Source organism: Pseudomonas sp. NCHU5216, from assembly GCF_052156495.1.
Classification (GTDB): Bacteria; Pseudomonadota; Gammaproteobacteria; order Pseudomonadales; family Pseudomonadaceae; genus Aquipseudomonas.
Genome location: NZ_JBQLIX010000029.1, coordinates 35986 through 60831, shown reverse-complemented (window position 1 = coordinate 60831; position 24846 = coordinate 35986). Strand labels below are relative to the sequence as shown.

Here is a 24846-nt window from a genome sequence, read left to right as displayed (position 1 = left end):
CGGCCTTTCGTTTACCGCTAGCGCTCACTCAACCATTGCTGGGAAAGGCGAACTGCGCCGCTTCGTGGCTCTTGCGCGCCGGCCAGCGTTGGGTGATGGCCTTCTTGCGGGTGTAGAAGCGCACGCCGTCCGGGCCGTAGGCGTGCAGGTCGCCGAACAGCGAGCGCTTCCAGCCGCCGAAGCTGTGGTAGCTCACCGGCACCGGCAGCGGGACGTTGACGCCGACCATGCCCACTTCGATCTCGTCGCAGAACAGGCGCGCAGCTTCGCCATCGCGGGTGAAGATGCAGGTGCCGTTGCCGTACTCGTGATCGTTGATCAGTTGCATGGCTTCTTCCAGGCTGCCGACGCGGACGATGCACAGCACCGGGCCGAAGATTTCGTCGGTGTAGATGGTCATGTCCGAGGTCACCTTGTCGAACAGGGTGCCGCCGACGAAGTAGCCGTTTTCATTACCCGGCACCACCAGGCCACGACCGTCGACCACCAGCTTGGCGCCCTGTGCCACGCCGGCGTCGATGTAGCCCTTGACCTTGTCACGCGCGGCGGCGGTGACCAGCGGGCCCATGTCCAGGCCGCACTGAGTACCGGCACCGATCTTCAGCGCCTGGATCTGCGGCACGATCTTCTCCACCAGCGCATCGGCGATCTGGTCACCCACGCACACGGCCACCGAGATGGCCATGCAGCGCTCGCCGCAGGAGCCGTAGGCCGCGCCCATCAGGGCGCTGACGGCGTTATCGAGGTCGGCATCGGGCATCAGCACAGCGTGGTTCTTGGCGCCGCCCAGGGCCTGCACGCGTTTGCCGCGCTTGGTGCCTTCGCTGTAGATGTATTCGGCGATTGGCGTCGAGCCGACGAAGCTCAGGGCCTTGACCTCGGGCGCTTCGATCAGGCCGTCGACCGCGTCCTTGTCGCCGTTGACCACGTTGAGCACGCCCTTGGGCAGGCCGGCTTGGTTCAGCAGCTCGGCGATGAACAGGGTGGAGCTGGGGTCACGCTCGGACGGTTTGAGGATGAAGCAGTTGCCGCAGACGATGGCCAGCGGGTACATCCACAGCGGCACCATGGCCGGGAAGTTGAACGGGGTGATGCCGGCGACCACGCCGACCGGCTGCAGGTCGGTCCAGGCGTCGATGTTGGGGCCGACGTTGCGGCTGTACTCGCCCTTGAGGATTTCCGGGGCAGCGCAGGCGAACTCGACGTTCTCGATGCCGCGCTTGAGTTCACCGACGGCGTCTTCGAGGGTCTTGCCGTGCTCGGCGCTGATCAGCGCGGCGATTTCGTTCTCGTTCTGCTCCAGCAGTTGCTTGAAGCGGAACATGATCTGCGCGCGCTTGGCCGGCGGGGTGTTGCGCCAGGCCGGGAAGGCGGCCTTGGCGGCGTCGATGGCCAGTTGCAGGGTGGCGCGGTCGGCCAGGCCGACGGCGGCGGTGGAGTCGCCGGTGGAAGGGTTGAATACCGCAGCGGTGCGGCCGGTGCCAGCGACGCGTTCGCCGTTGATCAGGTGGGGGATGTGGCTCATGGGGTTCTCCATCAAAGAATCGGGTACTGGGGAGAGGCGCCCTCTCCCCCGGCCCCTCTCCCACAAGTGGGAGAGGGGAGCCAGGAATCAGTCGAGTTTGTTCAGCACGTCACCGACGGCGTTGAACACGCGGTCGAGGTCTTCCATCTTGGCGTTGAAGGTCGGGCCGAACTGCAGGGTGTCGCCGCCGAAGCGCACGTAGAAGCCGGCCTTCCACAGGGCCATGCCGGCCTCGAAGGGACGGATCACGGCGTCGCCGTCACGCGGGGCGATCTGCAGGGCACCGGCCAGGCCGCAGTTGCGGATGTCGACGATGTGCTTGGCGCCTTTCAGGCCATGCAGGGCGGCCTCGAACTTGGGCGCCAGCTCGGCGGATTGCTGGATCAGGTTCTCGCGTTTGAGCAGCTCCAGCGTCGCCAGGCCGGCGGCGCAGGCCACCGGGTGGGCCGAGTAGGTGTAGCCGTGGGTGAACTCGATCATGTGCTCCGGCGACGGCTGCTGCATGAAGGTGGTGTAGATCTCGCTGCTGGCGATCACCGCGCCCAGGGGGATGGCACCGTTGGTGATCTGCTTGGCGACGTTCATCATATCCGGGGTAACGCCGAAGTATTCCGCGCCGCTCCACTTGCCCATGCGGCCGAAGCCGGTGATCACTTCGTCGAAGATCAGCAGGATATTGTGCTGCGTGCAGATTTCGCGCAGGCGCTGCAGGTAGCCCACCGGCGGCACGATGGCGCCGGCCGAGCCGGACATCGGCTCGACGATCACCGCCGCGATGTTGGAGGCGTCGTGCAGCTCGATCAGCTTGAGCAGTTCGTTGGCCAGCTCCACGCCGCCGGTTTCGGCCATGCCCTTGGTGAAGGCCAGGTGCGGCTGCAGGGTGTGCGGCAGGTGGTCGGCGTCCATGAACTGGCCGTACATCTTGCGGTTGCCGCCGATGCCACCGAGCGAGGTGCCGGCGATGTTGACGCCGTGGTAGCCACGGGCGCGGCCGATGAACTTGGTCTTGGCCGGCTGGCCTTTCAGGCGCCAGTAAGCCTTGGCCATTTTCACCGCGGTGTCGGCACACTCGGAGCCGGAGCCGGTGAAGAACACGTGGTTGAGCTCGCCCGGCATCAGGTCGGCGATCTGCTCGGCCAACTGGAACGACAGCGGATGGCCGTACTGGAAGCCCGGCGAGTAGTCGAGGGTGCCGAGTTGCTTGGCCACGGCCTCCTGAATTTCCTTGCGCGAGTGACCGGCGCCACAGGTCCACAGGCCGGACAGGCTGTCGTAGACCTTGCGCCCGCTATCGTCGGTGAGCCAGTTGCCTTCGGCGGCCACGATCAAACGCGGGTCGCGCTGGAAGTTGCGGTTAGCGGAGAACGGCATCCAGTGCGCATCCAGCTTGAGCTGGCTGGCCAGGGACGGGGTTGCGGTCTGCGGCATGTTCATCGGAGTGGCCTCGTTCGGGCAGGCAATCGGGGTAGGAGCGAGCTCTGCTCGCGAACGGGAGCTCGTGCCACAGCTTCGCGAGCAGAGCTCGCTCCTACAGGGTAGTTGCACGGAAATGTGCCACGGGCATAGAGTCAGTAAAACCATACTCTTCTTATCTTCAGTTCAGAGCCCACTAAACAGATGAGCAGCCGCCGCCCCGATCCGCTGGCCCAGGTCAGCGACTTTGAAATCCGCCTGCTCAAGCTGTTTCGCAGCGTGGTGGAATGCGGTGGTTTTTCCGCCGCCGAGAGTGCCTTGGGTATCGGCCGCTCGGCCATCAGCCAGCAGATGAGCGATCTGGAGCAACGCCTCGGCCTGCGCCTGTGCCAGCGTGGCCGCGCCGGCTTCGCCCTGACCGAGGAAGGCCGCGAGGTGTACCAGAGCACCCTGCAACTGCTGGCGGCGCTGGAGAGTTTTCGCACCGAGGTCAATGGCCTGCACCAGCACCTGCGCGGTGAGCTGAACATCGGCCTCACCGACAACCTGGTGACCATCGCGCACATGCGCATCACCAATGCCCTGGCCCGGCTCAAGGTGCAGGGGCCGGACGTGCGCATCAATATCCGCATGACGCCCCCCTCGGAGGTGGAACAGGGCGTGCTCGACGGGCGCCTGCATATTGGCGTGGTGCCGCAGGTCGGAGCCCTCTCCGGCCTGGAATACCAGGCGCTATACGATGAGCGCTCGTTGCTCTACTGCGCGGTCGGCCACCCGCTGTTCTATGTCGATGACCAACAACTGGAGGACGAACGGCTCAACGCCCAGGAGGCCATCGCCCCGACCTTCCGTGTGCCGCCCGAGGTGCAGAACCACTACCAGGCACTGAACTGCACGGCCAGCGCCTCGGATCGCGAAGGCATGGCCTTCCTCATCCTTACCGGGCGTTACATTGGTTACCTTCCGGATCACTATGCCCAGGCTTGGGTACAGCAGGGGCGCCTGCGCGCACTCAAGGCCAGCAGCCGCTTCTACGACATCAACCTGGCCGCCGTGACACGCAAGGGGCGTCGTTCGCATCTGGTACTGGAGAGCTTTCTCGAAGCCCTGGCCGAAGGTTGAGACGCCGCACCACCGACGTGCATGGCGCTCCATAACGGTGCATGATTCACGGCGCCAGGCCTTAGCGCACAAAAAAGCCCCAGGATCGTATCCAAAGAACTACGGAGTATTGCGCACAGTTTTCTCTAACAACCTGATCGACTGGACAGCTTCTTGCATCCGGGCGAGCAGCCTTGCTGCCAGGTGCGCACCCTGCCAGCCCCACCCGCCCCAGCTGCGAGATCGCGCCATGCCCCAGGAAAAAACCGCTCACTCCGACCTGATCTACGCCCTGGATGACCGCCCAGCGCCGCTGCCGGCCTTCTTCGCCGCGCTGCAGCACGTGCTGGCCTGCTTCGTCGGCATCGTCACGCCAACCTTGATCATCGGTGGCGTGCTGGGCCTGCACGAGCAACTGCCTTACCTGATCAGCATGGGCCTGATGGTGTCCGGTGTCGGCACCCTGATCCAGGCGCGCCGCCCCTTCGGCATCGGCGCCGGGATGATCTGCGTGCAGGGCACCAGCTTCGCCTTCCTCAGCGCGGTGCTGGCCGCCGGGATGATGGTCAAGGCGCGCGGTGGCAGCGCCGATGACATCCTGGCGATGGTCTTCGGCGTGTGCTTCTTCGGTGCCTTCATCGAGATGGTGCTGAGCCGCTTCATCGGCCGCCTGCAACGCATCGTCACGCCGCTGGTGACGGGCATCGTCATCACCATCATCGGTATCAGCCTGATCGAAGTGGGCATCACCGACCTCGGCGGCGGTGCCAATGCCGAGAACTTCGGCGCGCCGATCAACCTGGCCCTGGGCGCGCTGGTGCTGGTTTGCATCATCGTGCTCAACCGCCTGAGCAACCCCTGGCTGCGCCTGTCGGCCATCATCATCGGCCTGTTGCTGGGTTCGCTGCTCGCCTGGCTGTGCGGCGTGCTGGTACCGCAGCCATTGCCCGAGCTGCCGCTGATCAGCCTGCCAGTTCCCTTTCGTTACGGCTTCGCCTTCGACTGGATGGCCTTCGTTCCGGTGGCCCTGATCTATCTGATCACCGCCATCGAAACCACCGGCGACCTCACCGCCAACTGCATGATCTCGCGCCAGCCGATCAAAGGCCCGCAGTACCTCGAACGCATCAAGGGCGGGGTGTTCGGCGATGGCGTCAGCTCACTGATCGCCGCCGTGTTCAACACCTTTCCCAACACCACCTTCAGCCAAAACAACGGCGTGATCCAGCTCACCGGCGTGGCCAGCCGGCATGTCGGCTACTACATCGGCGCGCTGCTGATCGTGCTCGGGCTGTTCCCTGTGCTCGGTGCGGTGCTGCAGCAGATTCCCAAGCCGGTGCTGGGTGGCGCCACCCTGGTGATGTTCGGCTCGGTGGCCGCCGCCGGCATCCGCATCCTCGCCCAGGCCCCGCTGGATCGCCGCAGCCTGTTGATCATGGCCACCAGCTTCGGCATCGGCCTGGGCATTTCCAGCCAACCCGAGCTGCTTGGGCAAATGCCGACACTGGTGCAGACCGTGTTCGGTTCGGCCATTACCAGCGGCGGCCTCACCGCCATCCTGATGAACCTGCTGCTGCCTCTGGAGCCTGACGAACGCGCAGAATGAGGTGAATGACGGCGCGCGATTTCCGTCAAATCATCGTCGCCGAGTTCATGACGGCAAGCTTTTTGCTGGCAATGGGCCAGAGTGTTACGGGGGTAACACTCGTCACATCCATAGGGCCCCAGCTCCCTTCCAGGGGCCGTCATGACTTATCAAGGTTGCCAAGGGGCCACGATGTTTTTCTTCAATCCGGTTCTGGCGTTGATGAACCGCGCCCGCTACGCCCATAAATTCCTGCTCATCTTCACGGTGTTCATGCTGCCCTACTGCTGGCTGTCGATCAGCAAGCTGATGGATGTCGGCCAGGATCTCCAAGCCTCACGCCATGAGCTGCAAGGCCTGCTCACCCTCGAACACTACCTGCCGGTTTACCGCCAGGCACAGGAGATGGCCGGCATACAGGTGATCGGCTACGCCCGTAACAAGGACGATGCCAAGCAGCTCATCGAGCAGACGACACAGGCCTACCAACAACAGAGACAGGCTCTCGATGCCCGCCTGCAGGGCGGCCCGTTCGCCAACTTCGCTCTGGGCGACGATGCCCAGGGCATCGAGCCCAGCAGCAAGATTTCCACTCAGGGCCTGGGCTCGCAGATGATCGCCCACAGCCACGTCCTCACGCCGTTGATCGCCAACATGCGCGAAATTGCTGCCGTCTCGCGCCTGAGCCAGGACAGCAACCCGCGCGTGTACCGCAATATCGATCTGCTGCTCAACGAGTGGCTGCCCCTGTACGACGTGATGGCTCGCACCCGCACCTATGCCACCTACATGACGGCCTACGGCTTTCTCGAGTCCTCGACACGACCGACCATTACCAACCTGCTCGACACCCTCTCACGCTACACCGACCTGGCTCAGGGCAAGGGCAACGCCCAGGCGCGCCAGTTGATGAGCGAGGCCGCCAAGGTCGCTGCCGAGCGCTACAAGCGCGAGATCGTCGACACCTACACGCAAAGCGGCTACTTCGACCAGAAATCGGTCGAACAATGGCAGCAGCGCTACGCGGCCTACGCGCCACAGTTCGCCAGCCTCGACCAAGCCAGCCAGGCGCTGCTCACGGAAACCCGCACGCTGCTGCAGGCCCGCGCCGATGCCAACCAGCACGCCCTGGTACTCTGGTCAGCCAGCCTGACCCTGGTGGTGATTCTGCTGTTGTACCTCTTCATCGGCTTCTACCTGTCGGTGCGCGGCGCCATCCGCGACCTGACCAGCGCCACCCGGCGCATGGCCGAGGGCGACCTGCGCCAGCCAGTGACCACCGCCGCCCGCGATGAGCTGGGCGACCTGGCCAAGGACTTCAACGACATGCAGACCCGCATGCAGCAGCTCATCGCCGAGGTGGTGCGCTTCTCCGAAAGCACCCTGAGCAAGGCCCAGAGCGTGGCCGACAGCGCCTCCACCAGCCAGCGCAGCGTCGAGCGCCAGGCCAGCGAACTGGAGCTGATCGCCACCTCGATGAGCGAGCTGGTGAGCAACGTTCAGGAGGTCAGCCAGAACTCCCACGTCACCGCCGACAAGGCCAACGGCGCCGGCGAGAAATGCCGCGAGGGCCGCGTACAGGTGGATCAGGCGGTGACGCGGATCAACCAGTTGTTCACCGAGATGGATGACTCCATCGCCGCCATCACCTCGGTGGAAAAGGAAAGCCAGGAAATCGTCAAGGCCGTCGACCTGATCAAGAGCGTGGCCGAACAGACCAACCTGCTGGCGCTCAACGCCGCCATCGAGGCCGCAAGGGCCGGCGAGCAGGGTCGCGGCTTCGCCGTGGTGGCCGACGAGGTGCGCAGCCTGGCGATTCGCTCGCACGAGCTGACCGGCGAGATCGACCAGACCATCGAGCGCCTGCGCCAGCAGGTCGACAATGCAGTGAAGACCATCCGCAACAGCCACCAGAGCGCGGCGCAGAGCGTCGAGCAGGTGACCCTGACGGCCAGCACCTTCGAGGCCATCACCGGCAGCATGGATCAGATCATCGACCACAACATCCAGATCGCCTCGGCTGCCGAGCAGCAGGCCGCGGTGGTACAAGGCGTCGAGCAGAACACCCTGGAGATCAAGAGCCTGAGCGAGAGCAACGCCCACGAGGCGCAAAGCACGGTGCAGGTCAGCGGCGAGCTGAGCGGCATGACCCGCGACCTGCACGGGTTGCTCGCCTCGTTCAGGGTCTGACCCGCGCCAAGGCACCCGCGCCCATTGCTTGAAGCGCGGGCGCTGGTCGCCGTTTTCCTGCAGCAAGGCTTGTCACCCAGGCGGGGCTGGGGTATCAGTGCACTCGCTCCGCTCCCAGATCAGTTCGGAATCGCCATGACCCTTGAAGTCCATGCTCACACCGCCCACGACAAACCCGCCGGGCGCATTCGCCAGAAAAACGAAGAGGCCATCATCAAGGCCGCCGAAGAGGAGTTCGCCCGTCACGGCTTCAAGGGCACCAGCATGAACACCATCGCGCAGAACGTCGGCCTGCCCAAGGCCAACCTGCACTACTACTTCACCAACAAGCTGGGGCTGTACCTGGCGGTGCTGAGCAACATCCTCGAACTGTGGGACAGCACCTTCAATCACCTCACCGTCGATGACGATCCGGCCGAAGCGCTGGAGCGCTATATCCGCGCCAAGATGGAGTTCTCCCGACGCCAGCCGAAGGCCTCGCGCATCTTCGCCATGGAGGTGATCAGCGGTGGCGAATGCCTGTCGCAATACTTCAATCAAAGCTACCTGGAGTGGTTCCGTGGCCGCGCCGCGGTGTTCGAGGCCTGGATCGCCACCGGCAAGATGGATCCGGTCGACCCGATCCACCTGATCTTCCTGCTGTGGAGCAGCACCCAGCATTACGCCGACTTTGCCTCGCAGATCTGCCGCATCAAGCAGTGCTCGCGCCTGACCAAGCAGGACTTCGATGAAGCAGCCGAGCAACTGGTGCAGATCATCCTCAAGGGTTGCGGCCTGACACCCGCAAACAAAGCTTCATAGACTCGTCACATTCGCCCACTAGGCTGCCCTCCACCCGTGGAGGAGATGAGCCTGATGGACAATAACGAACTGACTGACCTGCAACATCTGGTACTGAGCCGCCGCCGCTTCATCGGCACCGGCGCCCTGGCCGGCGCCGCCCTGTTCCTGGCTGGCAGCCCGCTGGGCCGCACGGCCCTGGCCAATGCCATCAGCACCCAAGCGCTGCTCGGCTTCGACAACATCGTGGCGACCACCGCCGACACCATCACCCTGCCGCCGGGCTACCGCTTCGACGTGCTGATCAGTTGGGGCCAGCCACTGCATGCCGACTCCACGCCTTATCGCGGCGACGGCAGCCACAATGCCAAGGAACAGCTCGGCCAGTTCGGCGAGAACAACGACGGCATGAGCTTCTTCCCCTGGCCGGGCGACGCCAACCGCGCACTCATGGCGATCAACAACGAATACTGCAACTACCAGTACCTGCTGCAGCACGGCAAGCCGCCGCAGTCCCTGGCAGACGTACGCAAGGCCCAGGCCGCCGTGGGCGTCACCGTCATCGAAGTCAAACGCAATGCCGATGGCGCCTGGCAATTCGTCCAGGGCTCGCCGTACAACCGTCGCATCCATGCCAACCTGCCCATGGAAATCAGCGGCCCGGCGCGTGGCCATGCGCTGATGAAGACCGCCGCCGACCCGCTCGGCACCGAAGTGCTCGGCACCTTCCAGAACTGCTCCAGCGGCATGACCCCCTGGGGCACCTACCTGACCTGCGAAGAGAACTTCACCGACTGCTTCGGCAGTACCGACGCCAAGCTGGCCCTGAGCCCGGCGCTCAAGCGTTACAGCGCCAACCTCGAAGGCGCCAGCGACAACCGCTGGCACCTGTTCGACGAGCGCTTCGACTTCTCCCGTCATCCCAATGAGATCAACCGCCACGGCTGGATCACCGAGATCGACCCGTTCGACCCGGATTCCAAGCCGATCAAGCGCACCGCACTGGGCCGCTTCAAGCACGAGAACGCCGCCCTCACCGAGACCCGCGACGGTCGCGTGGTGGTGTACATGGGCGACGACGAGCGCGGCGAGTTCATCTACAAGTTCATCAGCCGTGACCGCCTCGACAAGAGCAATCCCAAGGCCAACCGCCACCTGCTCGACCACGGTGACCTGTACGTCGCCCACCTCGGCGGCGATGCCCAGCAGCCGCGCGGCGAAGGCCGCTGGATCAAGCTGCGCTTTGGCCAGAATGGCCTGACCGCCGAAAACGGCTTCAGCGACCAGGGCGACGTGCTGATCCGCGCCCGCGCCGCCGGCACTCAGGTTGGCGCCACGCGCATGGATCGCCCGGAATGGATTGCCGTCAGCCCGCAGGACGGCCAGGTCTATTGCACCCTGACCAATAACGTCAAACGCGGTAACGACGACCAGCCGGTGGACGGCGCCAACCCGCGCGCCAACAACGTCTACGGGCAGATTCTGCGCTGGCGTGAGGCCGGCGACGACGCCGCTGCCGAGCGCTTCACCTGGGATCTGTTCGTGGTCGCCGGCAACCCGGTGGTGCACCCCGGCACGCCCAACGCCGGCTCGGCCAACGTCAACGCCGACAACATGTTCAACAGCCCCGACGGCCTCGGCTTCGACAAGGATGGCCGCTTGTGGGTGCTCACCGACGGCAACTATAGCAACAGCGGCGACTTCGCCGGCATGGGCAACAACCAGATGCTCTGCGCCGACCCGGTCAGCGGCGAAATCCGCCGCTTCCTGGTCGGCCCGCGCGGCTGCGAGATCACCGGCCTGGCCTTCGCCCCGGATCAACGCACGATGTTCGTCGGTGTGCAGCATCCGGGTGAAGACGGCAAGTCCAGCTTCCCAGATCACCGCGACGGCATGCGCCCCCGCTCCTCGGTGGTGATGATCCGCCGCGACGACGGCGGCGTGATCGGCGCCTGATATCGCTCGGCATCAATCAACGCCCGCCAGGCTTATAGGGCACTTCTAAAAACGTAGGCGAGGCAGCCAGCGCAAGGCAAAAACAGGCGAAAAAGCGCAGTTTACGCGTTGTAAATGAGCATTTTGAGCCTGTTTTTAACGCCGCGATGGCAACGCAGGTAGTTTTTAGAAGTGCCCTATACTGGCGGGCGTTTTTATTGCCCGGCCAACCAACATGCCCAGTACCCTGCTCGGCCCTTGCGAGTACCGCGAGGAAATCCGCAAGAGCCGCTTCCTCGCCCTCGCCGCCCCGGTCACCAGCGCCGCCGAAGCGCAAGCCTTTATCGAACGCCACAGCGACCTGGCCGCCTCGCACAACTGCTGGGCGTGGAAGGTGGGCAACCAGTACCGCTTCAACGACGACGGCGAACCGGGCGGCACCGCCGGCCGGCCCATCCTCGCCGCCATCGAAGGGCAGGACTGCGACCAGGTGGTGGTACTGGTGATCCGCTGGTACGGCGGCATCCAGCTCGGCACCGGCGGCCTGGCCCGCGCCTACGGCGGCAGCGCAGCCAAATGCCTGCAGGCGGGCGAGCGCCGCGAACTGATCCTGCGCCAGGCATTCACCTGCCATTTGCAGTTCGCCGAACTGCCACTGTTCAAGGCGCGCCTGAATGACTTCGACAGCCTGATCGAAGGCGAAGACTACGACGCCACCGGCGCCCGCCTGCACCTGGCGGTGGCCCCGGCCGAGCGCGAAGGGCTGGAGCGGCTGCTGGGTGATATCAGCCGTGGTCGGGAGAGCCTGAGCGCAACTGACTGACAGGTTGGTGCGCTATGCTGACGAGTCTTTCTCACCCACCATGGAGCCCGACATGACTGCCTCCCGATCCATCCTGATCATTGGAGCCTCACGCGGCCTCGGCCTTGGCCTGGCCAGTGAATTCACCACCCAGGGCTGGGCCGTGACCGCCACCGTGCGCAGCGCCGCGCAACAAGCCCCTCTGCAAGAGCTCGGCGTGCGCGTGGAACTGCTGGAAATGACCGAGCCGGTCAGCCTGGAGCAACTGGCTGGTCACCTCGACGGGCAACGCTTCGACGTCATCTTCGTCAACGCCGGAGTGGCCGGCCCGGCGCACCACAGCACCGCTCAGGCCAGCGCAGAAGAAATGGGCCAACTGTTCCTGACCAACGCCGTCGCCCCGCTGCGCGTGGCCGAGCGCCTGCTGCCGAACCTGGCAGCCGAACAGGGGCTGATCGTATTCATGAGCTCGATCCTCGGCAGCATCGAAACCGGCGCCGGCATGGGCATGCCGCTGTACGGCGCCAGCAAGGCAGCACTCAACCACCTGGCGCAATGCTTCGTGCGCGGCCAGGACAACCCCAAGCTCGGCGTGCTGCTGATGCACCCAGGCTGGGTACGCACCGACATGGGTGGCGACAATGCCCCGCTGGATATCGACAGCAGTTGCAAGGGCATGGTCGAACAGGTCGGCGCAGCCGTCGGCCAACCTGGCTTGCGCTACCTCGACTACCAAGGCAATCCGCTGCCCTGGTAAGCGCCTGACGTATAGCCCCCCAGGACAATGGCTCCCACGCGCCAGCGTGGGAGCACTACCGCGACGCTCGGCGTCGCTACCGAGCCGGATAGGCTGTTGCCATTTCCTGCCAGCGTGCACAGTCAGAGCGCCTCGATATACCTATACTCTTGCGTGCTAAGAACACTCGCTGGATGCGAGCCTCCCAAAACCGTCAATCGGAACCAGGTCAATGGACAACCTGTATCAGCCTCCCAAAGCCGAACTGCTGGACGAACAATCCTCCTCTCGTAACGCCTTCTTCGTCACCTCAGAGAACAAACTCTACCTGCTGAATTTTGCCACCTTCGGCCTGTACCCCCTCTACTGGTTCTACAAGCAGTGGGACAGCCAGCGCACTGCAATGCTGCCGAAAAAGATCATGCCGGCCGTACGCTCGTTCTTTCAGATCTTCTTCACCCATTCGCTATGCAGGCGGATCAGCGAGCACAAGCAGCGTCAGGGTCTGGGATCATGGGATTATTCAGGTACCGCCTGGCTCTATGTCGTGCTGATGGTAGTTAGCAATGGCCTGTCTCGTATCGAGCTCGAGAACGGTTCTCTGAATATGCTACTGCTGATCGGCTGCATCGTGGCCCCGGCGATCCCCCTGGCCCAGATCCAGCGACACGCCAACCAAGCCAGCGGCGATGACAACGGTCAGAGCAATGCCCGCATCAGCGGCCTCAACCTGCTCTTCATCATCCCTGCCGCAGCGCTCTGGATGCTCGCACTGGTTGGCTCCTATCTCTGAAGCCCGAGCACAAACGTTGCAGTTGCAGGATGGGTTGAGCACAGCGAAACCCATCGTTCAGGCATCGCTACATTCGATCTCGGCTACCTGCTCGCCAATGGTGGATAAGCTTCGCGTTATCCACCCTACGCTCGAAGTCAGGATGATGTACCTGTAGGGTGGATGACGCTTTTTCATCCACCGTTTGTACGGTGGATATACGGGCTAAGACTCACACCCAATTCTGGCTAGCTGCAACCTCAACTGGTTAAGTTTTTCTGGCTGATGTCTGAATTTCTGGATAAGCATTTGCCGCCACCGATCCCAGTTACTAACGACGCCTCGAACTGCCTGAGCTGACGCAGCAGGCTCATCGTCGAAACCAAACTCGAAGCCACAACTACACATCTCGAATGATCCGCCCTCTTCGGTTCGTGGCTGAAACTTCAATTCAAGGGAACCACATACCGGGCAATACCATAGGTTATCAGCCTCTTTATATAGAGTGATATTTTCGTTCTCTGGCGTTTTTATCGTGACGCTTTCCATAAAGCTCCAACGCTGGCCAAACAAAAGGAGTTACCAACCCGACAGCAATGCTTGTCACATAACTCCGCATACCGCGTTTAGCTTTATACAAACTCCTTCCACAACTGTGAAGCTACGCGTTCAGACTGAAATTCGTACATTGCAAAAACAAAAGCAACGGCAACATCAACAACAGATAATCACGCCCCGTAAATTTTACTAAACACGAATATTTTCACGAGCCACCTTTACTATAACGCTGCGTCAGCGGACCTGTGTAGTGGAATAAATTTTATGGTAAAAAGAGCGTAGCGATACCATAAAGTTTGCAGAGCGTAACTGGTTCCACTGCACCATCTTGTTAGTTTTCTTCATACTGAGACCAGTACCTTTCATATTTTTCCCTGGCAAAATTTCTGTCTGTGAATCCAGTTTCATCATTAGCGCAAAATTTTACAAATGCTGCACATGCCCAAAGCTGATCGGGAGTAAACAATGAAAAGCGTTCTTTATGATATTCAGCTAGCTTAGGATCTTTTGCATGATTATCTAGCGAGTAAAGAGTATGGTCAGACCAAACCTCATCACTGCCAAAATTTTTAAGGTACCAAATCATATAAGCTGGCAAGTAAAATCGCATGCCTGTTTTATTCACAAAACTCAAAGCTGACTGACACTTCCTTATGTGCTCTCTTGGCACATCTTGCCAGCGCCCGATATAGTCTCTTCTACGATGTTCTTTGTCGTGGTCATAGTCATAGTCATCATGCGCTTCAGCTACATGCAGAGTAATTTCTTCAGGTTGAGGAACCCCATCGAAGGCTTTCTCTATCATGTTAATTAGTTCTTCAATGTTCATGGAAATCTAACGTTTGGTTAAGGAGCGGGCTTTAGCCCGTCCCAGTGAGTGGAGCGAGCGATTTGAACCACTAGTTAGACGGCAGTTGCAATGCTGCATAATGCTTCCGCTTCGGCTCTTCCAGAATTTTCATGGATAAAAATAATGTCTTCGGTGACGCCGAGCTCATTCGTAAGCCCCACTACGAAATCTCTTTTTGTTTCGACTGCGATTTGCTGAAGGCTGAGTGCGATAGCTTTGGCGTGAATTTTAGTAATTGCTTCCAAATTTAAATCTAAGCCAATGTCCCAGTCGAGTAGATCTTGAGAGCTCATGTCCGGCGTTTTGGGATGCTGGAAATTTACCAATTTGGGTTCTAATTCGTGCAAGCGAACTGCGAGATTTTTAAGCTCGATAATCAAGGTTTTTTCACACACTGAAAGGTCCGAGCCATCCACTCTTATGTACAACCAGCGCATTACTTAATCTACCTTCTAACGTTTGGTTAAGGGGCGGGCTTTAGCCCGTCCCAAGCGAGCGACTTGAACCACTTGTTATGCGGTTTGCTCACTAGCCTAATATTCCTTGCCTGGCACTGACGATTAACTTTGCAACACTAATGTCATGTTCGTTGTTGTCTGTGGCGTTCAATCCGATATTTTGACGAATTGTTGATGTGAGTGAAGCAGCGATTCTAATGTGATCGCAACCCTCTACTGCAAGTTGGAATATGTGAGGTACATAGCTATCGTATTCATCATCCCACTCACTGTCTTCTTCGTAGACACCGATAGGATCCCAGTTCTTCCAGAGAATTTTGGATATCCTATTCCAGAGTTCTTTTTCCTTTGAGCTCAATTTATTCTTCATGCTCGATTACGCATAACGTTTGGCTAAGGGGCGGGCTTCAGCCCGTCCCAGTGAGCGGAGCGAACGATTTGAGCCAGTTGTTAGGCTGGCGTTGCCGGGTAAGTTACGAGAGATAATCATGGTCTTCCAGTTCTGGCTCTGGATAAACATTAATTTTATATTTTCTCTGAAGTAAACTTATGACTTGTTGGATGTGCGGCCCGGCGCTAGCAGATTTGATTTGATGTTTCATTGACGAGAATGTATCTATAACAACTTTATGCTTGTCTATGTGTATCCAAAACCAAGAGTCAGTTTGCAGCCCGCACTCGATATTTTTGAAGTGTTCCAGAAGATATTTCTTTAGCCCTTCATGGACGTCCCAGCACTCTTCTGGATATTCAAATTTTGCGAATATCATAGGGACTCCTGCGTAAGTGCCTAACAGTGATTAGATGGAAGGCGGTACTAATCCAATAGTAGAGCCTTCCATCTAACTCCGCACCATCCCGTTTCGCCTGCTGCAAAAACCCTTCCCAATCATAAACTTACCGCTATGCCCCGATAGACCAGTGTATTCGCTTGACCTCCTCTTTTTGCTCCAGCATTACGGCCCCGTAAGAACCCTGTGCGCCGCCATCGCGCATTCGGCTGCGATTCTCTGCGGCCAGCAAGAGGGAACCCCGGATTGCATCCGGGCTACGGGTCGCGGCTAAAGCCCCTCCCACAAATTGCCACTCTCGTGTGGGAGGGGCTTTAGCCTCGAACGCGCGAATGCGGTGCGTTGGGCACTGTGCACGGAGAAGCGCGCACCAAGGACGAGCACGGAAATGCGCTTGATCATGGGCAAGCGTCCAGACAATGGATTTTCTGACTCCCTGGCCAAGTTTTTGCTTTAGCCCCGCTCAGTTCTTTCCATGAGCGTTTTCCATGTCCGTCTCACCCGACTCTCCACGCTTGCAGCTCACCGCCATCAGCAAGCAATACCCCGGCTGTCTGGCCAATGACCGTATCGACCTGGCCATCGCTCCCGGTGAGATCCGCGCCCTGCTCGGCGAGAACGGCGCCGGCAAGAGCACGTTGATGAAGATCATCTACGGCGTCACCCAGCCGAGCAGCGGTGAGATTCGCTGGCAGGGCGAGCGGCTGACGATGCGCGACCCAGCCATGGCGCGGCGTCTGGGCATCGGTATGGTGTTCCAACATTTCTCGCTGTTCGAGACGCTGACCGTGGCCGAGAACATCGCCCTGGCCATGGGCGGGCAGGCCGGTACGCCGAAGCAACTGGAGTCGAAGATTCGCGAGGTGTCGCAGCGCTACGGCATGGCGTTGGAGCCGACCCGGTTGGTGCACAGCCTGTCCATCGGCGAACGGCAGCGGGTGGAGATCGTGCGTTGCCTGATGCAGGACATCAAACTGCTGATCCTCGACGAACCCACCTCGGTACTCACCCCGCAGGAGGCCGACGAGCTGTTCATCACCCTGCGCCGTCTGGCCGCCGAGGGCTGCAGCATTCTGTTTATCAGCCACAAGCTGGGTGAGGTGCGCGCGCTGTGCCAGAGCGCCACGGTGCTGCGTGGTGGGCGGGTGTCCGGCCATTGCGTGCCAGCAGAGTGCTCGGATCTGGAACTGGCGCGGCTGATGGTCGGCGACGCCGAGGGGCTGGAAAGCAGTTACCCGAAAGTCAGCGGCGGCCTGCCACGGTTGCGCGTCGATGATTTGAGTTGGCACAACCCCGACCCGTTCGGTTGTTCGCTGGAACGCATTCGCCTGGAAGTGCGCAGCGGCGAGATCGTCGGTATCGCCGGAGTCGCTGGCAATGGCCAGGACGAGTTGCTCGCGCTGCTCAGCGGCGAAACCCGTCTGCACCGTAGTGAGCGTGAGCGGGTCAGCCTGGATGCCGCGCCGGTGGCCAATCTGCAGCCGGATGCGCGGCGCGCTCTGGGCCTGGCTTTCGTGCCCGCCGAACGCCTTGGCCATGGCGCGGTGCCGGAAATGAGCCTGGTGGACAACGCCCTGCTCACCGCCTTCCAGGGCTTGGTCAAGTGCGGACTGGTGCAGCGCGGCAAGGTGCGTGCGCTGGCCGAGCAGATCATCCAGCGCTTCGCGGTGAAGACGCCGGATGCTGACACCGCCGCGCGCAGCCTGTCCGGTGGCAATCTGCAGAAATTCATTCTGGGGCGGGAAATCCTGCAAAACCCGAAACTGCTGGTGGCCGCGCACCCCACCTGGGGTGTCGACGTCGGCGCCGCCGCCGCCATCCACCGCGCGCTGATCGCCCTGCGCGATGCCGGCGCGGCGATCCTGGTGATCTCCGAAGACCTCGACGAGCTGTTCCAGATCAGCGACCGCATCGGCGCGCTGTGCAGCGGGCGGCTGTCGCCACTGGCCGCGACGGCGCAGGTGTCCACCGTGGAAGTCGGTCGCTGGATGGCCGGTGAATTCGATCAACCCGCCGCCGCTGCGGCCTGCTGACGGAGCCCGTCATGCTGTTATCCCTGGAACCGCGCGGCCAGGAGTCGCGCCCCATGCTCTGGTTGTCGCCGCTGTTGGCCGCCGTGCTGACGCTGGTGAGCGGCGTACTGCTGTTCACCCTACTCGGCCATGACCCGCTGGAAACCCTGCACACCCTGCTGATCGCCCCGCTCAGCGACTGGTATGGCGTGTCCGAACTGCTGGTCAAGGCGCTGCCGATTCTGCTCTGCGCCCTGGGCCTGGCGGTGGCCTACCAGGCGCGCATCTGGAACATCGGCGCCGAAGGCCAGTTGCTGATCGGCGCCCTGGCCGGCAGCGCCATGGCGCTGCAACTGATCGACTGGGAAAGCCGCTGGGCACTGGCCTGGGTGGTGCTGGCCGGCACCTGCGCGGGCGCGGCCTGGGCCGGGCTTACCGCCTGGCTGCGCACGCAGTTCAACGCCAACGAAATCCTCACCAGCATCATGCTCAACTACATCGCGCTGAACCTGCTGCTGTTCTTCGTGCATGGCCCGCTGAAGGATCCGGCCGGTTTCAACTTCCCCGAATCGGCGATGTTCGGCGATGCCAGCCGCCTGCCGCTGGTCAGCGAGGACGGGCGCCTGCATGGCGGTCTGTACCTGGCGCTGCTGGCCCTGGTGGCGGTGTGGGTGCTGCTGCACAAGAGCTTTCTCGGTTTCCAGATCAAGGTGCTGGGCCTGGACAGCCGTGCCGCGAGTTTCGTCGGCTTTCGCGAGAAGCGCCTGGTGTGGTTCGCCCTGCTGGTCAGCGGCGCGCTGGCTGGGCTGGCGGGTGTGGGCGAAGTGGCCGGGCCCATCGGCCAACTGGTGCCGCAGGTGTCGCCCGGTTACGGCTATGCGGCGATCACCGTGGCCTTTCTCGGTCGTCTCAACCCGCTCGGCATAGTCGCCGCCAGCCTGTTGATGGCGCTGCTGTATCTGGGCGGCGAGAACGCACAGATGAACCTCAACCTGCCGCAGGCGATCACCCAACTGTTCCAGGGCATGATGCTGTTCTACCTGCTGGCCTGTGATGTGTTGATCCTCTATCGGCCACGCTTCGCGTGGGGCTTCAAGCTGCAAGCCACAGGCCGCAAGCAGGAGTCTGCCGCATGACTTGTTTCCATTTTTTCTTTACTTGCCGCTTGCAGCCTGAGGCTTGACGCTCATGGATCTCGATCTGTTGACCAATATCTTCTACGCCATGGCGCGCACCGGCACGCCGCTGCTGCTGGTGGCCCTGGGCGAGCTGGTGTGCGAGAAGAGCGGTGTGCTCAACCTCGGCCAGGAAGGCATGATGCTGTTCGGCGCGGTGATCGGTTTTATCGTCGCCTTCAGCACCGGCAGCCTGTGGCTCGGTGTGCTGCTGGCGATTGCTGCGGGCATGCTGTTGTCGATGCTGTTCGCCGCCGTGGCGCTGGGTTTCAACGCCAACCAGGTGGCCACAGGCCTGGCCCTGACCATTTTCGGCGTGGGTCTGTCCACCTTCGTCGGCGCCGCCTGGGTCGGCAAGCCGCTGACCGGCTTCGAGCCCATCGTCATTCCGCTGCTGTCCGACATACCGCTGATCGGACGCATGCTGTTCGCTCAGGATGTACTTATCTACCTTTCCTTCGTCCTGTTCGCCCTGGTCGCCTGGGTGCTGCTGAAAAGCCGCATCGGCCTGATCATCCAGGCCGTTGGCGAAAACCCGGACGCCGCCAGCGCCATGGGCCTGCCGGTGCTGCGCGTGCGCACCCTGGCGGTGCTATTCGGCGGCGCCATGGCTGGCCTGGCCGGCGGCTACCTGTCGCTGGCCTATACGCCGATGTGGGCGGAGAACATGACCGCCGGGCGCGGCTGGATCGCCCTGGCGCTGGTGGTGTTCGCCAGTTGGCGCGTATTCCGTGTGCTGCTCGGCGCCTACCTGTTCGGCCTGGCCAGCATCCTTCACCTGGTGGCGCAAGGCATTGGCCTGTCGATCCCGTCGAACCTGCTGGCCATGCTGCCCTATGTGGCCACCATCCTGGTGCTGGTGCTGCTCTCGCGTGATGCGATAAAGACCCGGCTGTATGCGCCAGTCTCATTGGGCCAACCTTGGCAGCCGGGGCATTGAATTAATGCCGTAAGCTTCAAGCTTCAAGCTTCAAGCTTCAAGAAGAGCCTGAGTGCTGGACGGAGGCTGCTCATTCGCTAGACTGCTTGTGGCTTGTGGCTTGTGGCTTGTGGCTTGTGGCTTGTGGCTGGCGCTCTGCGCCTCCCCCTGGATCAGCAGACAGGGTCAACACTGAGCTGGCTTACCTGATATCAACCTCAGAGGAGCCTGCTCATGGCAGCTACCCGTATCTGGATCAAGAACCCGCTCGCCATCTTCACCGCCAACGATCTGGACGCCTCCGGCGGCCTGGTGATCGAGGATGGCCGCATCGCCGAAGTGCTTGGTGCCGGCCAGCAGCCGTCAACACCCTGCGAGCAGAGCTTCGATGCCCGCGAGCACGTCGTGCTGCCAGGCCTGATCAACACCCATCATCACTTCTACCAGACCCTTACCCGCGCCTGGGCGCCGGTGGTCAACCAGCCGCTGTTCCCCTGGCTGAAGACGCTCTATCCGGTCTGGGCACGCCTCACGCCCGAGAAACTGGCGCTGGCCAGCAAGGTGGCGCTGGCCGAGCTGCTGCTGTCCGGCTGCAGCACCGCCGCCGACCATCATTACCTGTTCCCTGGCGGACTGGAGCAGGCCATCGACGTGCAGGTGGAGACCGTGCGCGAACTGGGCATGCGCGCCATGCTCTGCCGCGGCTCGATGAGCCTGGGCGAGGCCGACGGCGGCCTGCCGCCGCAACACACGGTGCAGAGCGGTGAGACGATCCTGGCCGACAGTCAGCGCCTGATTCGCCAGTACCACGAACGTGGCGATGGCGCGCAGATTCAGATCGCCCTGGCGCCCTGTTCGCCCTTTTCGGTCACCCGCGACATCATGCGCGCCAGCGCCGAGCTGGCCGAGCAACTGGACGTGCGCCTGCACACCCATCTGGCCGAAACGCTCGACGAAGAAGACTACTGTCTGCGCCAGTTCGGCCTGCGCACCGTGGATTATCTGGAAAGCGTCGGCTGGCTCGGCCCGCGCATCTGGCTGGCCCATGGCATCCACTTCAACCCCGAGGAAATCGCCCGCCTCGGCGCCGCCGGCACTGGCGTCTGCCACTGCCCCTGCTCGAACATGCGCCTGGCGTCGGGTATCTGCCCCGTGCACGACCTGGAGACAGCCGGCGCGCCGGTGGGCCTGGGGGTCGACGGCTCGGCCTCCAACGACGCCTCGAACCTGATCCTCGAAGCCCGCCAGGCCCTGTATACCCAGCGCCTGCGCTACGGCGCCGAGGCAATTACCCCGCAACGCGCGCTGGGCTGGGCCACATGTGGTTCGGCGCGCCTGCTCGGGCGCAGCGATATCGGCGAGCTGGCGGTAGGCAAGCAGGCCGACCTGGCGCTGTTCAAGCTCGATGAGCTGCGTTTCTCCGGCAGCCACGACCCGCTCGCTGCCCTGCTGCTGTGCGGTGCCGATCGCGCCGACCGCATGATGATTGGCGGCACCTGGCGCGTTATCGACGGGCAGATCGAGGGGTTGGATGTGGCGCAACTGATCGCCGACCACCGACAGGCGGCGAGGCAGTTGGTGAATGCCTGATCCTGAACCGTAGGGTGCGCCATGCGCACCGAGAAACTGCCGGTGCGCACAGCGCACCCTACGGGCTGCTCGCGAAGGCTCTTGCCTCGAACGCTTCGCGAGCAGAGCTCGCTCCTACAAGGGGAATCGCACGAACAGCCATGCTTTGCGCACCACAACACGGCACGTAACAACAACGCGCACCAATCCAGCTCCGCTCCACCACCCGCTCCCGACAGCAAACCGCGCAGCGCCACCTATCTGTCCTATTGGTCAGCTTTTTGCAGTCATGGGATCAGCCAACCAACAGCTATCCCAAACACAAGACTGGAGTTCCACCGATCATGTTCGAGAAGAGCAAGAAACCGCTGCTGCGTATCCTAATCGCCGCCCTGGGCTTTGGCGCCATGCTCAGCGCCTCCGCCGCCGATCCACTGAAAGTCGGCTTCGTCTATATCGGTCCCATCGGCGACCACGGCTGGACTTACCAGCACGAGCAGGGCCGGCAGATGCTGATGAAGGAAATGGGCGACAAGGTCAGCACCAGCTTCGTCGAGAACGTACCGGAAGGTGCCGACGCCGAGCGGGTGATCCGCAATATGGCCAAAGGCGGTTTCGACCTGATCTTCACCACCTCCTTCGGCTACATGAACCCGACCATCAAGGTGGCCAAGCAATTTCCCAAGGTAACCTTCGAGCATGCCACCGGCTACAAGCAGGCCAAGAACGTCGGCACCTACCTGTCGCGCTCCTATGAGGGGCGTTACGTCGGCGGCTTCCTCGCGGCGAAGATGACCAAGACCAAGAAGGTCGGCTATATCGCCTCCTTCCCGATCCCAGAAGTCATCCGCGACATCAACGCCATCCAGTTGGCGTTGGACAAGTACAACCCGGGCACCGAGATCAAGGTGGTGTGGGTCAACACCTGGTTCGATCCGGGCAAGGAATCCGACGCCGCCAACGCGCTGATCGACCAGGGCGTGGACGTGATGTTCCAGCACACCGACAGCCCGGCGCCGATCCAGACCGCCGAGCGCCGGGGCATCTATGCCGTGGGTTACGCCTCGGACATGGCCCACTTCGGGCCCAAGGCCGTGCTCACCTCCATCGTCAACGACTGGGGCCCGCACTACATCAAATCCACCCAGGCAGTGATCGACGGCACCTGGAAATCCGAAGACTTCTGGGGTGGCCTGGCCGAGGACACCATCGAACTGCCGATCAGCGACCTGGTGCCGGCTGACGTGAAGAGCGAGGCCGAGCAGATCATCGCCGACATTCGCAGCGGCAAGTTCCACCCCTTTACCGGCCCGATCAAGGATCAGAGCGGCGAAGAGCGCATCGCCGATGGCGTGAGCGCGACCAATGCCGAGCTGGCGTCGATGAACTACTACGTGGAAAACGTGAAGGCCGAGTTGCCGAAGTAAAAGCAGAGCATCGCGGCTGAAGCCGCTCCCACAGGTGTGGGAGGCGCTTCAGCGGCGATAACCCGAAAGCCACCGATGCCGTCCCTGCAGAGCTTTTATGAACAGCCTCCCCATCATCGATATCGCCCCCCTGTACAACAACGACGCTTCCGCCTGGCCCGCCGTGGCCGAGCAGATCGACCGCGCCTGCCGCGACTGGGGCTTCTTCTATATCGTTGGCCACCCGATCAGCGCCGAGCGCATCGATGCCCTGCTCGATGCGGCGAAAACCTTCTTCGCCCTGCCGACCGAGGAAAAGCTCAGGATCGACATTACCCAGAGCACTCATCACCGCGGCTATGGGGCGATTGCCACCGAGCAGCTCGACCCGAGCAAGCCCAGCGACCTCAAGGAGACCTTCGACATGGGTTTCCACATGCCCGCCGATCACCCCGAGGTGCTGGCCGGCAAACCCTTGCGTGGGCCAAATCGCCACCCGGAGATGCCCGGCTGGGCCGACCTGATGGAAACCCACTACGCGGATATGCAGGACTTGGCCAAGACCCTGCTGCGCGCCATGGCCATGGCGCTGGACATCGAGCAGGATTTCTTCGACGCGCGCTTTCATGAGCCGATCAGCGTGCTGCGCATGATCCACTATCCGCCGCGCCACACTGCCAGCAGCGCCGAGCAACAGGGCGCAGGCGCACACACCGACTACGGCTGCGTCACCCTGCTCTATCAGGATGAAGCCGGTGGCCTGCAGGCGCGTGCGCGTAACGGCGAGTGGATCGAAGCGCCACCGATTGCCGGCAGCTTCGTGGTCAATATCGGCGACATGATGGCGCGCTGGAGCAACGACCGTTACACCTCCACACCGCACCGGGTGATCAGCCCGCTGGGGGTGGATCGCTACTCCATGCCGTTCTTCGCCGAACCGCACCCTGACACGCTGATCGACTGCCTGCCGAACTGCTCCAGCGCGGAAAACCCGGCCAAGTATCCGCCGGTGACCAGCGCCGCGTACCTGCTGTCGCGTTTCGCCGATACCTATGCCTATCGGCGCGAGGAGGCATAGGGCTGATTGCGTCGTGACTGATGGCTCCCACGCTCCGGCGTGGGAGCCCTACCAGGGACGCTCTGCGTCCCGCAGACGCGGAGCGTCTGCAACGGCGTTCCCACGCAGAGCGTGGGAACGATCAAGCGATGTCCACCCTACGCAGCGGGCCAGGTGGCGCAGCACGATCCTGTCCCAAGGGTTAAACTTTGCCGATTCCCAAGCCTGACAACGAGAACCGACCATGCCCGAATGGCTCAACGCCCTGCCCAAGGCCGAACTGCACCTGCACCTGGAAGGCTCGCTGGAGCCCGAGCTGCTGTTCGCCCTGGCCGAACGCAATCAGATCGCCCTGCCCTGGGCCGATGTCGAGACCCTGCGCGCGGCCTATGCCTTCAACAACCTGCAGGAATTTCTCGACCTGTATTACCAAGGCGCCAACGTGCTGCGCACCGAGCAGGACTTCTACGACCTGACCTGGGCCTACCTGCAACGCTGCAAGGCGCAGAACGTCATCCACGTCGAACCCTTCTTCGACCCGCAGACCCACACCGACCGCGGCATTCCCTTCGAGGTGGTGCTGCGCGGCATCCAGCAGGCGCTACGCGACGGCGAGCAGCAACTGGGCATCAGCCACGGCCTGATCCTCAGCTTCCTGCGCCATCTGCCTGAGGAAGAAGCGTTCAAGACCCTGGAGCAGGCCATGCCGTTCCGCGATGCCTTTATCGGCGTCGGCCTCGACAGCTCGGAGAAGGGCTTCCCGCCACGGCTGTTCGAGCGGGTGTTCGCCAAGGCACGCAGCGAAGGCCTGCATGCCGTGGCGCATGCTGGCGAAGAGGGGCCGCCCGAGTACATCTGGGAGGCGCTGGATCTGCTCAAGATCAAGCGCATCGACCACGGCGTACGCGCCATCGAGGACGAGCGGCTGATGCAGCGCATCATCGACGAGCAGATTCCACTGACCGTCTGCCCGCTATCGAACATCAAGCTCTGCGTGTTCGAGCACATGGGCCAGCACAACATCCTCGAGATGCTCGAGCGCGGCGTGAAGGTGACGGTGAACTCCGATGACCCGGCCTACTTCGGCGGCTATGTTGGCGAGAACTTCGCCGCCCTGCACGAACACCTGGGCATGACCGAGGCACAAGCCAAACGCCTGGCGCAGAACAGCCTGGACGCGCGCCTGGCCTGAGTGCCTGACGAGCCGCCCTC

20 protein-coding genes and 1 pseudogene are annotated in these 24846 nt (G+C 62.2%); 16 read left to right on the top strand and 5 right to left on the bottom strand.

All coding sequences use genetic code 11. The features are described 5' to 3' along the window. Positions 1-28: 28 nt before the first annotated feature. A complete protein-coding gene (locus tag ACSVIK_RS18610) occupies positions 29-1525 on the bottom strand; it encodes a CoA-acylating methylmalonate-semialdehyde dehydrogenase (RefSeq protein ID WP_442445719.1) in 1497 nt (498 codons plus the stop codon). Positions 1526-1612: 87 nt separating this feature from the next. Next, positions 1613-2959 (bottom strand): aspartate aminotransferase family protein, encoded by a 1347-nt coding sequence (locus tag ACSVIK_RS18605; RefSeq protein ID WP_442445718.1) that lies wholly within the window; start codon positions 2957-2959, stop codon positions 1613-1615. A gap of 183 nt (positions 2960-3142) precedes the next feature. Here ACSVIK_RS18605 and ACSVIK_RS18600 point away from each other — a divergent pair, with 183 nt between their 5' ends. From ACSVIK_RS18600 to ACSVIK_RS18560, 9 genes and pseudogenes are all read left to right on the top strand, one after another. Continuing rightward, entirely contained in the window at positions 3143-4060 is a 918-nt protein-coding gene (locus ACSVIK_RS18600; protein ID WP_442445717.1) for a LysR family transcriptional regulator, read from the top strand. Positions 4061-4289: 229 nt separating this feature from the next. Continuing rightward, positions 4290-5645: a uracil-xanthine permease family protein gene (locus ACSVIK_RS18595; RefSeq protein ID WP_442445716.1), complete on the top strand. Its 1356-nt coding sequence runs from the start codon at positions 4290-4292 to the stop codon at positions 5643-5645. Between the two features lie 141 nt (positions 5646-5786). Next, positions 5787-6959, top strand: a pseudogene (locus ACSVIK_RS18590) (HAMP domain-containing protein); the annotation flags it as partial. Beyond that, the gene (locus tag ACSVIK_RS18585) at positions 6951-7814 is read left to right on the top strand and encodes a methyl-accepting chemotaxis protein (protein ID WP_442445727.1); all 864 of its coding nucleotides are present in this window, start codon (positions 6951-6953) and stop codon (positions 7812-7814) included. The pseudogene ACSVIK_RS18590 and the gene ACSVIK_RS18585, both read left to right, overlap by 9 nt. A gap of 135 nt (positions 7815-7949) precedes the next feature. Continuing rightward, positions 7950-8615: a TetR/AcrR family transcriptional regulator gene (locus tag ACSVIK_RS18580; protein WP_442445715.1), complete on the top strand. Its 666-nt coding sequence runs from the start codon at positions 7950-7952 to the stop codon at positions 8613-8615. A 45-nt stretch (positions 8616-8660) separates the two neighbouring features. Then, positions 8661-10550, top strand: a complete 1890-nt coding sequence (locus ACSVIK_RS18575; protein ID WP_442445714.1) for a PhoX family protein — start codon at positions 8661-8663, stop codon at positions 10548-10550. A 214-nt stretch (positions 10551-10764) separates the two neighbouring features. Further along, the gene (locus ACSVIK_RS18570) at positions 10765-11352 is read left to right on the top strand and encodes an IMPACT family protein (protein WP_442445713.1); all 588 of its coding nucleotides are present in this window, start codon (positions 10765-10767) and stop codon (positions 11350-11352) included. Positions 11353-11404: 52 nt separating this feature from the next. After that, positions 11405-12088, top strand: coding sequence for an SDR family oxidoreductase (locus ACSVIK_RS18565; protein ID WP_442445712.1), 684 nt, complete (start codon positions 11405-11407; stop codon positions 12086-12088). A gap of 211 nt (positions 12089-12299) precedes the next feature. Continuing rightward, entirely contained in the window at positions 12300-12860 is a 561-nt protein-coding gene (locus ACSVIK_RS18560) for an MFS transporter permease (protein WP_442445711.1), read from the top strand. Positions 12861-13728: 868 nt separating this feature from the next. On the opposite strand, the gene ACSVIK_RS18555 is transcribed toward ACSVIK_RS18560, so the two are convergent. From ACSVIK_RS18555 to ACSVIK_RS18545, 3 genes are all read right to left on the bottom strand, one after another. Beyond that, positions 13729-14226, bottom strand: a complete 498-nt coding sequence (locus ACSVIK_RS18555) for a DUF6714 family protein (RefSeq protein WP_442445710.1) — start codon at positions 14224-14226, stop codon at positions 13729-13731. Positions 14227-14300: 74 nt separating this feature from the next. Further along, positions 14301-14684 carry a hypothetical protein gene (locus ACSVIK_RS18550; protein WP_442445709.1) on the bottom strand — a complete coding sequence of 128 codons (384 nt, stop codon included), beginning with the start codon at positions 14682-14684 and terminating at the stop codon, positions 14301-14303. A 91-nt stretch (positions 14685-14775) separates the two neighbouring features. Further along, positions 14776-15075 carry a hypothetical protein gene (locus ACSVIK_RS18545; protein ID WP_442445708.1) on the bottom strand — a complete coding sequence of 100 codons (300 nt, stop codon included), beginning with the start codon at positions 15073-15075 and terminating at the stop codon, positions 14776-14778. A 909-nt stretch (positions 15076-15984) separates the two neighbouring features. On the opposite strand from ACSVIK_RS18545, the gene ACSVIK_RS18540 reads away from it, so the two are divergent. The 7 genes from ACSVIK_RS18540 to ACSVIK_RS18510 all read left to right on the top strand — a co-directional run bounded on the left by ACSVIK_RS18540 (position 15985) and on the right by ACSVIK_RS18510 (position 24826). Then, positions 15985-17529 (top strand): ABC transporter ATP-binding protein, encoded by a 1545-nt coding sequence (locus ACSVIK_RS18540; protein WP_442445707.1) that lies wholly within the window; start codon positions 15985-15987, stop codon positions 17527-17529. An 11-nt stretch (positions 17530-17540) separates the two neighbouring features. Then, a complete protein-coding gene (locus ACSVIK_RS18535) occupies positions 17541-18644 on the top strand; it encodes an ABC transporter permease (RefSeq protein WP_442445706.1) in 1104 nt (367 codons plus the stop codon). Between the two features lie 52 nt (positions 18645-18696). Then, positions 18697-19623, top strand: coding sequence for an ABC transporter permease (locus tag ACSVIK_RS18530; RefSeq protein WP_442445705.1), 927 nt, complete (start codon positions 18697-18699; stop codon positions 19621-19623). Between the two features lie 213 nt (positions 19624-19836). After that, positions 19837-21192, top strand: coding sequence for an 8-oxoguanine deaminase (locus ACSVIK_RS18525; RefSeq protein ID WP_442445704.1), 1356 nt, complete (start codon positions 19837-19839; stop codon positions 21190-21192). A gap of 323 nt (positions 21193-21515) precedes the next feature. Continuing rightward, positions 21516-22598 carry a BMP family ABC transporter substrate-binding protein gene (locus ACSVIK_RS18520; protein WP_442445703.1) on the top strand — a complete coding sequence of 361 codons (1083 nt, stop codon included), beginning with the start codon at positions 21516-21518 and terminating at the stop codon, positions 22596-22598. Between the two features lie 97 nt (positions 22599-22695). Beyond that, positions 22696-23655 (top strand): 2-oxoglutarate and iron-dependent oxygenase domain-containing protein, encoded by a 960-nt coding sequence (locus tag ACSVIK_RS18515; RefSeq protein ID WP_442445702.1) that lies wholly within the window; start codon positions 22696-22698, stop codon positions 23653-23655. Between the two features lie 223 nt (positions 23656-23878). After that, on the top strand, positions 23879-24826 hold the full coding sequence (locus ACSVIK_RS18510; protein WP_442445701.1) for an adenosine deaminase: 948 nt from the start codon (positions 23879-23881) through the stop codon (positions 24824-24826). Positions 24827-24846 lie beyond the last annotated feature (20 nt).